This window comes from Bacillus sp. FSL M8-0256 (assembly GCF_038005765.1).
GTDB lineage: Bacteria > Bacillota > Bacilli > Bacillales > Bacillaceae > Bacillus > Bacillus safensis.
In genome coordinates this window covers 3291810-3303122 of the sequence record NZ_JBBOTU010000001.1, presented here as the reverse complement: position 1 = coordinate 3303122, position 11313 = coordinate 3291810, and the positions used below count along the sequence as shown (strand labels likewise).

Below are 11313 nucleotides of genomic sequence, written 5' to 3'. Positions count from 1 at the left end.
AATCCTTCCTTTCCTTTTGTTCTATGTGACGACTGGTGAAGTATGTTATACTACACACGGTACACTGTTCGAAATGGAGGGTATCGGTGAGTAAATACACTTCTCAAAATAATCACACACAAGTCGTCCAGCTATTTCAAGATGGGCATTACTTTTTTCATAAAGGTCTTAAAGCATATAGAGAAAGAAATCTGTCTAGGGCAAGTAAGCTGATACAGCGGGCCATCGTACTTGAGCCTGAAAATGTAGAAATGCTGTCACAGCTTGCCATTATTTATACTGAAATGGGTCATTACCAGCAATCAAACGAACTGCTTGATTTTATCCTTGAACACATCGATGAAAACATGTCTGAGTGCCACTATTTTAAAGCCAATAATTATGCGAATCTCGGACTGTTTCAAGAGGCATATAAATCAGCTACTGCTTATGCCGCGCTGGAAGAGAACGGGGAATTTGCGGATGAAAATGACGACCTTCTTGACCTGCTCGACATGAGCGACGAAGAGGACGAAGATTTTCCTTATGATCAGGATGACCTGATTGTGAAGCAGGATCAAGCAAACCATTTGCTAGAAAGCGGCAGACTCGATGAAGCCATTGAGATGCTGGAACAGATGATTGTTGAGTATCCAGAATTTTGGTCGGCGTATAATAATCTCGCTTTGGCCTATTTTTATTCTGGCCGAATCCATCAGGCGAAAGAAATGTTGAACCGGGTCCTTCATGAAAATCCCGGTAATCTGCATGCCCTTTGCAATCAGCTAGTCTTCTACCATTATGAAAAAGAAGAAGAAAAGGTCAACGTGTTAGCAAAGCAATTAACGCACGTGTATCCAATACTAAGTGAACAGCGTTATAAGCTTGGTGCAACATTTGCCCTTGTGGGAGAATTTGAATGGGCCTTTAAATGGCTTTATTCTTTGTACAAAACAGGTTTTCAAGGAGATAGTACATTTTTATACTGGCTTGCAAGCGCAGCCTATCATACAGGCCACAAGACGCTCGCCCAAACGGTTTGGGATAAGATGGTCGAAGAAGATATCGATGCAGATGAAATCAAGCCGTGGCAGGATAAACCTGAGGTGACTGAGCCAATGGTCTCGATTGAGGAACGGCTGACTGCGTACTATGTCAGTAAACAAAAAGGGGAACGTGACGTTCTGCAGTCTGTCCTTGATGCCCGCGCAGCGAAAACGGCCTTTGAACAGCAATTCATAGAACTGCTTTTATATGAAGATGAAATGAAAGAAAAGTCTTTTTCAGAAGATGCAGTTTTTGCAAAACAGGCGGCATCCAGTCTGGAGGAAGCGGTTCAGCCTGACAGCCATATGCCTTATTTTTGGTTATTCCATATTATTCAGCAGGCACGTGCTTCTGGTATTGATAAGAAAAATGCACCTGCCTGGGCAGCAGCATCTTATTATCTATGGATGAATGAACAAGAAGCAGCTGTCAGCAAAAAAGATGTTGCTTCGGCTTTTCAGATCAGTGTTCAAACACTGTCTAAATACGAACGAGAGATCTGTACGTTAATCGATTAAATAGGTAAATAGATTCAGAACATCCGAGCATGGCCGAAAAGGTCATGCTTTTTTCTTGGATAAAAAGGTGGGATTTGCAAGGAATTGGCGAAGTATGACAATCACGACATGTTTTTGAAACATAAATGTAATAAAAATATTAGCTCATTTTGTCGATGTCTCATGTATAATGAAACTCGTGGATTAAAACAAAGATAGATATTTAAATATTTTACTATACATAATGAAACACCTAGTGATAGAAACAATCTGGTCAACATCTGACTGAACAATCAGGAAGAAAGACATAGAGAGCACAGATTGATCGCAGAGAATTTGCTGCTTTCTAATGTCGCTTGGGAAATTGTCAAAGGAGGAACTATTCGTGAAAAAGTTTATTACTTTCGGTTTAGCTTCGGTGATCGGAGCGAGCGGTTTATTTATTCCATTTACGCATGAAGCAAACGCACAGAACTTTGAACAAAAGAAACAAGAACTAGACAGCAAGCAATCTGAGGTAAACAAGAACCTTCAAAAGAAAAAAGAAGAGCTTTCAAAGCTTGAAGCAAAACAAGAGGCACTTGCACAAAAGCTTAAAGATATTGATGAGAAAGCTTTAAAAACAAGTGATCAAATCGAAGAAAAACAAAAAGAAAATGAAAAAACAAAAAAAGAAATCAAAGCACTGAAAAAAGAAATTGCTGATACAGAAAAACGTATTGAAGAAAGAAACGAGTTCTTGAAAAAGCGTGTACGTGCCCTTCAAGAGAGCGGCGGTTCTACGAAATACATAGATGTATTACTGGGAGCAAAAAGCTTTAGCGATTTCATCAGCCGTGCAGGTGCAGTATCTACACTCATCAACGCAGACAGTGAAATCATTAAAGAGCAGGAAAAAGACAAAGCAGAACTTCAAAAGTCTGAAAACGAATTAAACACAAAGCTTGAAAATGTGCAAAACACACTTGCAAAGCTTGAAACGCTACAATCAGACTTGAATAAACAGCTTGATGAAAAAGACAAGCTATTCAAGCAAGTGAAAAAGCAAAAAGGAAGTGCTTTTTCTGAAATCAGCGAGTTAAACAGTGAGGCTAACAGCATTGCATCTGAAAAAGACGCAACAATCGCTGCACAAAAACAAGCTGAAAAAGAAGCAAGAGAAGCAGCTCAAAAAGCAAAAGAAGAAAAAGCGCAAAGACAACAGCAGCAGCGTCAAGCTAGTGTCCAAGCGGAAGACAACAGCTCAAATAACGATAGCAGCCCGTCTTCAAGTAACAGTGGATCATCTTCTAATGACAACAATAACAGCAACAGCAGTGCACCAAGCAAGAAGCCATCTTCTGGCGGTGGATCACCTGTCAGCAGTAACGTAGGCGGAATTGAAGGTGCGATCAGCACAGGTTCTACTATCGTTGGACAATCACCGTATAAATGGGGCGGCGGCAGATCACAAGCCGATATTGACGCACGTCGTTTTGACTGTTCTTCATTCGTTCGCTGGGCATTTGCATCAGCAGGCATCAACCTTGGACCAGTTGGCGGTACAACAACAGATACGCTTGTAGGTAAAGGAAGAGCTGTAAGTGCATCTGACATGAAACGCGGAGACCTTGTGTTCTTTGATACGTATAAAGTAAATGGACACGTTGGTATTTACTTAGGAAACGGTACATTCTTGAACGACAACAGCTCCCATGGTGTTTCAGTTGATTCAATGAGTAATCCTTATTGGAAGAGATATTTCAATGGCGTTGTAAGAAGAGTCGTTGAATAAATCATTACTTTTTATATAACCGTAAACAGGCTTCCTTAAACAGCAGTTTAAGGAAGCTTTTTCTTTTTTTGAAGATATGAGCAAATGATTCGCTTATTCCCCGCAGATTTAATAGGATATGGGTAAGGAATAAAAGCTAAGAGTGGAAATGATGCTCTCTGTCATGAATGGAAGCATCACCCAAGGGCATTCTAATAAGAAATGCGAGCAGCAATTGAAGAGGGAGTGACAGTTGTGTCAGAAGAAAAAATCTACGATACGATCATCATTGGAGCGGGTCCTGCCGGAATGACAGCCGCTGTTTATACATCACGGGGAAATCTTTCAACATTAATGATTGAAAGAGGAATTCCAGGCGGACAAATGGCAAATACGGAAGATGTCGAGAACTATCCTGGCTTTGAAAGCATTTTAGGGCCGGAACTTTCAAATAAAATGTTTGAGCATGCGAAGAAATTCGGTGCAGAGTATGCATATGGCGATATTAAAGAAATCGTGAACGGTGAAGAATATAAAATCGTTAAAGCCGGCTCAAAAGAATACAAAGGACGCTCTGTCATTATCGCGGCAGGGGCTGAATACAAAAAAATCGGTGCACCAGGTGAAAAAGAACTTGGCGGCCGCGGCGTATCCTATTGTGCAGTATGTGACGGGGCTTTCTTTAAAAACAAAGAGCTTGTCGTCATCGGCGGCGGTGATTCTGCGGTAGAAGAGGGTGTGTATCTCACACGCTTCGCATCTAAAGTAACGATTATCCATAGACGCGATAAACTTCGTGCACAAAGCATTTTACAAGCGCGCGCCTTTGATAATGAAAAAATTGACTTCAAGTGGAACAAAACCGTCAAACAGATCAATGAAGAAAACGGGAAAGTCGGCAGTGTGACATTGGTTGATACGGTGACTGGTGAAGAAGAAGACTTTAAAACAGACGGCGCCTTTATCTATATCGGCATGCTGCCACTGTCTAAACCATTTGAAAATCTCGGCATTACAAATAAAGAAGGCTACATCGAGACAAACGAAAGAATGGAAACAAGAGTGGAAGGTATTTTCGCCGCAGGTGACATTCGAGAAAAAACACTTCGTCAAATTGTGACAGCAACAGGTGACGGAAGTATTGCAGCACAAAGCGCACAGCATTATGTAGAAGAGCTTGCTGAAAAACTCAAAGCAACGAAATAAAAGGCTGTCGTAAATCCTTAATATAGCGTCATGGGCTTTTAACTGGAATGTAACACGGGTGAAATAATTTTCCGTTATGATGAAACTAGTAATTGACCCCCTTTTATAAGGAATACATGTTTGGCACGGATGTGAATCCGTGTCCTTTTTTTTGCCTAAAATCAGAAATTCACGAGATGTTCACAAATGACGCATGGAGAACCGTTAGATGCTGTAAAATAAAGAGTAGAGAAATTGCCCGTTACACGATTCAAACGAAAACCGGTCTGTTTTCGGGGAAGAACGGGCATGTTCATTGTGGGAGTCAGGTTGAACCTGTATAATAAGTTAAAGACATAAAAGAGTAGGTGACAGCTGATGCAACGAGTAACGAATTGTGTGCTGCATCACGAAGATCAAGTTCTCTTGCTGCAAAAGCCAAGACGGGGCTGGTGGGTAGCACCGGGCGGCAAAATGGAAAGCGGAGAATCGGTCAAGGATTCAGTCGTTCGAGAATATAGAGAAGAAACAGGTATTTATATTTTAAATCCGCAGCTGAAAGGTGTTTTTACCTTTATCATAAAAGAAGGCGATCAAATCGTTCAAGAGTGGATGATGTTCACCTTTATGGCAGATTCATTTACTGGAAAAAACGTAACAGAGTCAGAGGAAGGCATTTTAAAGTGGCATGACGTAAAGGATGTGCCTCATTTGCCGATGGCCCCAGGAGATTCCCATATTCTTGATTTCATGCTTAAAGGAAAGGGACTTCTGCACGGCACTTTTACGTATACACCCGATTTTGAGCTGATTGCTTATCGGTTAGATCCTCAGGGAGAATAATACATGAACCGTTTTCATAAAGAAGGAGAGGAAGCAGGCATGAATACACACAAACAAGAAGATATTCAGCTTGTGATTATTACAGGAATGTCAGGTGCGGGGAAAACCGTCGCCATTCAAAGCTTTGAAGATTTAGGCTACTTTTGTGTTGATAACCTGCCGCCATCACTTTTACCGAAGTTCTTAGAGCTCATGAAGGAATCGAATTCCAAGATGAGCAAGGTCGCTCTTGTGATGGATTTGCGCGGACGCGAATTTTTTGACAGCTTAATTGCCGCGTTAGATGAAATGAGTGATCTTGACTGGATCACGCCAAGGATTCTATTTTTAGATGCAAATGATAAGGTACTTGTCTCAAGATACAAAGAAACGAGACGTTCGCATCCCCTTGCGACAACAGGTTTGCCGCTTGAAGGAATTGCAATGGAGCGCGAGCTGTTAGAGGAGTTAAAAGGCCGGTCTCAAATGATTTTTGATACATCGGATTTAAAACCAAAACAGCTGCGAGAAAAAATTGTCACGCACTTTGCCACGAATCAGGGGCAGGTGTTTACAGTAAACGTGATGTCCTTTGGCTTTAAATACGGTCTGCCGATTGATGCTGATCTTGTCTTTGACGTGAGATTCCTGCCGAATCCTTACTATATTGAGAGCATGCGTCCACAGACTGGAAACGATGAAGAAGTGCGCTCCTATGTGATGAAATGGACTGAAACACAAAAATTCACAGAGAAATTAATCGATCTCCTCAGCTTTATGCTTCCGTCCTATAAACGAGAAGGAAAAAGCCAGCTTGTGATTGCCATCGGCTGTACAGGCGGACAGCATCGATCTGTGACGCTGGCCAACTATTTATCGGAGTATTTTAAAAACGACTACTATACACATGTCACTCACCGGGACATTGAAAAGAGAAGCAGAAAATAGATGACGACACTACCAAAGGTGGTCATTCTTGGCGGCGGCACTGGCTTATCTGTTTTGCTCAGAGGGCTTAAAACGAAGCCGGTGGACATTACCGCTATTGTAACGGTTGCTGACGACGGAGGCAGCTCAGGCAGACTGCGGCATGATTTGAATATTCCCCCTCCAGGAGATATTCGAAACGTCCTTGCGGCTCTCTCTGATGTGGAACCGCTTGTAGAAGATTTATTTCAGCACCGTTTTAACAAAGGGAATGACTTAACAGGCCACTCACTCGGCAACCTCATTCTTGCGGCCATGACAAATATAACCGGTGATTTTTTTCATGCCGTCACTGAAATGAGCAAGGTTTTAAATGTGAGAGGAAAAGTATTGCCAGCAGCGAACTCAAGTGTTGTTCTTCATGCGGAATTAGAAAATGGGCAAATGGTGACGGGAGAATCGAAAATTCCTACCTATGGTGAGCGAATTAAACGAGTGTTCCTCACACCCGATACGATTGAACCACTGCCAGAATCCATTCAAGTCATTCGTGAGGCGGATTTAATCGTGATTGGGCCTGGCAGCCTGTATACGAGTATTTTGCCAAACTTGCTTGTCCCGCATATTGGAGAAGAAGTGATTCGCTCTAAGGCGAAAAAAGTGTATATATGCAATGTCATGACGCAGCCGGGGGAAACGCTTTCCTACAGTGCAGCTGATCATGTTCAGGCATTAAATGATCATATGGATCGTCCATTTATCGATACGATTTTTGTGAACAATAAAGAAATTCCAGAAGAAATCAAAGCAAAATATGCAGAAGAACAGGCACAGCCTGTCCAATTCGACACAGATGCACTGAAAGCAATGGGACTAGAAGTGATTCCAGGAGAAATCATTACATATGACCAGCATGTCATTCGTCATGACACGCTGAAAGTAGCCTCGCTGCTTGTCGATCTGCTGCAACAGAAAAAATAGGAATGGGGGTGGCAAGGATGTCATTTGCATCCGAAACAAAAAAAGAGCTGACTAATCTGGACGTGAAGGACTGCTGCACAAAAGCAGAGCTTTCTGCCCTCATCCGTATGAACGGTTCATTATCTTTCTCTAATCGAAAATTGATTTTAGATATACAGACAGAGAACGCAGCCATTGCAAGACGGATTTATACGCTGCTCAAAAAGAAATACGATGTGACAGTCGAACTGCTCGTCCGTAAAAAAATGAGATTGAAAAAGAATAACGTGTATATTGTCAGACTGGTAGAACGAGCGAAAACCATTTTAGAGGATTTAAAAATATTAGGTGAGCAATTTGTATTTGAGCGCAATATTTCAGAAGAACTTGTGAAGAAAAGATGCTGCAAGCGCTCCTATATGAGAGGTGCTTTTTTAGCAGGCGGTTCTGTGAATAACCCAGAAACGTCCTCCTATCACCTTGAAATTTTTTCACTATATAAAGAACATAATGATGCCCTTTGTGAGCTGATGAATCAATTTCATCTCAATAGTAAAACACTTGAGCGCAAAAAAGGGTACATTACGTACATGAAGGAAGCAGAAAAAATCACGGAATTCTTAAGCGTTGTGGGTGCTCATAACTCACTGCTCCGCTTTGAAGATGTGCGGATCGTCCGAGATATGAGGAACTCCGTCAACCGGCTCGTCAATTGTGAAACAGCAAACTTGAATAAAACGATTGGTGCATCACTGCGTCAGGTCGAGAACATTCAATTCATTGATGAAAAAATTGGGCTTGATGCCCTGCCGGAAAAGCTTCGTGAAATTGCCAAACTGCGAGTCGACTATCAAGAGGTCACGCTGAAGGAACTTGGAGAAATGGTGGAAAGCGGCAAGATCAGCAAGTCAGGGATTAACCATCGCTTAAGAAAGCTAGATCAAATCGCAGAACAATTACGAAACGGACAAGCTGTTACACTCAAATAGGAGAATGAAAAAGGGAGGCAGATCATATGGTGGAAAAAACGGTCACCATCCAGCTGAAAACAGGCTTGCAGGCACGTCCAGCTGCTTTGTTCGTACAAGAAGCCAATCGCTTTGGTGCTGATATTTTTCTAGAGAAAGATGGGAAAAAAGTCAATGCGAAAAGCATTATGGGTCTCATGAGTCTTGCGATCAGCTCTGGGGTTACTGTCACACTGATTGCAGATGGTGCAGATGAACAAGAAGCCATTGAGGCGTTAACAGATTTTATCAATCAAGAAAACTGAGTCTCTTCAAAGGCTCAGTTTTTTTTAGGAGGGAATGTCATGATTCAATCAGCTTTTTTACAGAAGGTCGGATATGAAGGCCAGTCCATCACCTTTAAAGACTTGCCTGTATTATTTAAAAAAATGGCCTATACCTTTCCATTCGAAAATAGATCTGTTTTGAACAAACAATCCTACGCTTTGAATCAAGAAGGATTGAAGCAGCATCTTCTTGAAGAAAACAGAGGAGGTCTTTGTTATGATCTCAATCCTCTCTTATACTATGTGTTAAAAGAGGCAGGGCTCTCTGTACAGCTTCTTCAAGGCACAGTGTATAACAAAGAAGCGGATACGTGGGCAATTGATGGCACGCACGTAGCCATCATGTTGAAGCATCACAACGAACGCTTCCTCATTGATGCGGGATTTGGTGTGAATTTACCTCTTCAGCCTGTGCCTTTTACAGGAGATTGGGTGGAAGGAGCGTCAATGAGGTTTCGCGTCAAAGCTGAGGAAACCGAAAAAGGGACACATCTGCTCCAATTAGATAAGGGAGATGGCGCTGAAACAGGCTATGCTTTCACATTGAACGAGGTGGACGAGTCTGTATTAGCCCAAATGAGACACGAGATTTATGAAAATGAATCCTCTCCATTTAACAAAAGACCGCTTGCGTCAAAGCTCACGCCAACAGGACGTGTGATCGTTACTGAGGATCATGTCACCACACATGAACACGAAGAAGTGTCGAAAAAGCCGCTGCCGATTCCTTTTGAGGATTACGTAAAAAAGCTTATACCGTAAACCACCATATGAAAAGACAGCCCCAGATCAAATAGGGCTGTCTTTTTTATTGATTATCGAATACGTGTGAAAGTCGCATAATGGTCTGTTGTTTTGTAAATGAGCCAGTCGCTTGAATACACAAGACGGTCTGCATTGCGGAAGCCTGAAACGTAGTTGATGTCTGCCTCACGCCATGTTCGGCCGCTTGCTGAAGGAAGACGTCCCTCCCGGTTTGAGAAAATATCTCCACCAATGCTTTTACCTGGCGCCACTTCTGCTAGATTTCCCTTTGATGCCACCCATCCGAGAGCACTTGCTTGTGATTTTGTAATGTAGTTATCAGGCAGTCGTTTGTAGCGAATTAAATAATCTGCTACACCATCAAACGTATTAATGACGGCAAGGGTACGCACATCTGGCGTGAGCTGAATAGAAGCAGTTTCAGTTGTGGCTGTTGGTGTAAGAGGTGTTTCTGCATGAGCTTGCTGCGGGACAAATCCAGAAAACAGAATAGCAGCGATCAGAGCGAACATAGTAAAAACCGAACTCAATCTTTTCATCTTCATCCTCCTATTAAGGAAATCGGATGCCGTCCTCTTGATGCTTGTCTAGCTCATATTATAGCACCCGAACATGAAGGAAATGTAAAGAATCAGGATCTTTGCTAAAATGAGGCTTTTCTCCTGATGTCTCCTAAAGAAATAAATAAAAAGACGCAGTTTCTGCGTCTTTCAGCGTGTAGACAAACCCTCGCATTCTTTGTCAGTCCTGCGCGCTGGTGCTCACGAATGTCAAATTCGCTCCGCAAAAGTAGCCGTCCTTCCTAGACTGCAAAGGTTTTCTATCACGCTGAAAAGAAGACAAAGAGCTAAAATAAAGATCATTTTAGCCCTTTGTCAACAATTTGAAAGACGCAGTTTCTGCGTCTTTTCAGTTCAAGATGAAGCAAGCTCCTTCACAACATCAACAGGCGCCTTCCCATCTATTCCATGAATCACATTATGAATGGCTCGTTTTAGCATGAGATCCCTTGTTGTTTCAGTAGCGGAACCGATGTGAGGGGCTAGGGTGACATTGTTCATCTCTTTGAAAGGATGATCCTCTTGAAGCGGTTCCTGCTCATACACATCAAGACCAGCGCCTTTGATCCATCCCTCCTGAAGTGCTTGAATGAGGCTTTGTTCATCCACTGTTTTCCCGCGGGAAATGTTTACAAATAAAGCCGTTTGCTTCATTAACTTCAATTCTCGTTCCCCAATCATATGATATGTTTCCTCGGTCAGCGGTGTAATCAACACGATGATATCAGCTTGTTTTAAAAGATCATCAAGTGCACAATAGACAGCGCCATACGCCGATTCAGCCTTTTCATTCCGGCTTCGGTTATGATAAAGAACGTTCATATCAAAACCATGTGCTGCCCGTTTGGCCACTTGTTCTCCGATACGTCCCATGCCAATAATACCGAGCGTTTGGTGATGTACGTCAATGCCAAAGATCTCTTCTTCCTGTACGAATTTCGTCCATTTTCCTTCACGGATAAAACGGTCAAGCTCGGCGATTCTTCGCGCAGAGGAGAGAATGAGCGAAAAGGCAAGGTCAGCCACGGTATGATCGAGCGTATAAGGAGTATGCGTACCAATCACGCCTCTTTGCCTCATCGCTTCTATATCAAAATTGTCATAGCCGACAGAGTTATTGCTCACCACCTTGAGTTTTGGTGCGTGATCTAACAGCTCTTGATCGATTTTTGTTCCGGACGTTAAAAGACCATCAGCGTGCTGCAGCTTCTCAAACAACATGTCTCTTGGAATAGGGTCTTTGGATTGCCAAACCTCGTATGTACAATGTTCCTTTAGCATTTCCTCAAAAGAGGCAGGCAAGGGTTTGGCGACAAAAATGTGTGGTGTCACAGTCAATTCGCTCCTTTCACTTGGTCATCTTACTCCTTTTATTATAAAGCAACGATTTCGGCAGAACACGTTTGAATATTAGCAGCTCAATATTTAATATACTGAAATAACGGTAAAGAAAGACATTTTCTTAGTGAAAAAGTAGATTCTTATGCCATCTGATGCATTTTTTATCTATATAAAAATAAGCTG

Annotated in this window: 11 protein-coding genes; 9 read left to right on the top strand and 2 right to left on the bottom strand. The window is 42.2% G+C overall.

Annotation, left to right across the window (positions count from 1 at the left end):
- The first annotated feature begins 86 nt into the window (after positions 1 to 86).
- The 9 genes from NSQ76_RS17165 to NSQ76_RS17125 all read left to right on the top strand — a co-directional run bounded on the left by NSQ76_RS17165 (position 87) and on the right by NSQ76_RS17125 (position 9226).
- On the top strand, positions 87 to 1544 hold the full coding sequence (locus tag NSQ76_RS17165) for a tetratricopeptide repeat protein (RefSeq protein ID WP_024423555.1): 1458 nt from the start codon (positions 87 to 89) through the stop codon (positions 1542 to 1544).
- A 364-nt stretch (positions 1545 to 1908) separates the two neighbouring features.
- Positions 1909 to 3297 (top strand): C40 family peptidase, encoded by a 1389-nt coding sequence (locus tag NSQ76_RS17160; protein ID WP_034622766.1) that lies wholly within the window; start codon positions 1909 to 1911, stop codon positions 3295 to 3297.
- A 234-nt stretch (positions 3298 to 3531) separates the two neighbouring features.
- Positions 3532 to 4482: a thioredoxin-disulfide reductase gene (gene trxB / locus NSQ76_RS17155; RefSeq protein WP_024427675.1), complete on the top strand. Its 951-nt coding sequence runs from the start codon at positions 3532 to 3534 to the stop codon at positions 4480 to 4482.
- A 357-nt stretch (positions 4483 to 4839) separates the two neighbouring features.
- Positions 4840 to 5304 (top strand): 8-oxo-dGTP diphosphatase, encoded by a 465-nt coding sequence (locus NSQ76_RS17150; protein WP_024423553.1) that lies wholly within the window; start codon positions 4840 to 4842, stop codon positions 5302 to 5304.
- A 39-nt stretch (positions 5305 to 5343) separates the two neighbouring features.
- Entirely contained in the window at positions 5344 to 6231 is an 888-nt protein-coding gene (gene rapZ / locus NSQ76_RS17145) for an RNase adapter RapZ (RefSeq protein ID WP_024423552.1), read from the top strand.
- The gene (locus NSQ76_RS17140) at positions 6232 to 7191 is read left to right on the top strand and encodes a gluconeogenesis factor YvcK family protein (RefSeq protein WP_024423551.1); all 960 of its coding nucleotides are present in this window, start codon (positions 6232 to 6234) and stop codon (positions 7189 to 7191) included.
- Between the two features lie 17 nt (positions 7192 to 7208).
- On the top strand, positions 7209 to 8159 hold the full coding sequence (gene whiA, locus NSQ76_RS17135) for a DNA-binding protein WhiA (protein WP_024423550.1): 951 nt from the start codon (positions 7209 to 7211) through the stop codon (positions 8157 to 8159).
- 26 nt (positions 8160 to 8185) lie between these two features.
- Positions 8186 to 8443 (top strand): HPr family phosphocarrier protein, encoded by a 258-nt coding sequence (locus NSQ76_RS17130; RefSeq protein ID WP_024423549.1) that lies wholly within the window; start codon positions 8186 to 8188, stop codon positions 8441 to 8443.
- 39 nt (positions 8444 to 8482) lie between these two features.
- A complete protein-coding gene (locus tag NSQ76_RS17125; RefSeq protein WP_341055070.1) occupies positions 8483 to 9226 on the top strand; it encodes an arylamine N-acetyltransferase family protein in 744 nt (247 codons plus the stop codon).
- Positions 9227 to 9279: 53 nt separating this feature from the next.
- Here NSQ76_RS17125 and NSQ76_RS17120 read toward each other — a convergent pair whose 3' ends face one another.
- Both NSQ76_RS17120 and NSQ76_RS17115 read right to left on the bottom strand, forming a co-directional pair.
- Positions 9280 to 9768 carry a ribonuclease gene (locus NSQ76_RS17120; protein WP_024423547.1) on the bottom strand — a complete coding sequence of 163 codons (489 nt, stop codon included), beginning with the start codon at positions 9766 to 9768 and terminating at the stop codon, positions 9280 to 9282.
- A gap of 375 nt (positions 9769 to 10143) precedes the next feature.
- A complete protein-coding gene (locus tag NSQ76_RS17115) occupies positions 10144 to 11121 on the bottom strand; it encodes a 2-hydroxyacid dehydrogenase (protein WP_024423546.1) in 978 nt (325 codons plus the stop codon).
- Positions 11122 to 11313 lie beyond the last annotated feature (192 nt).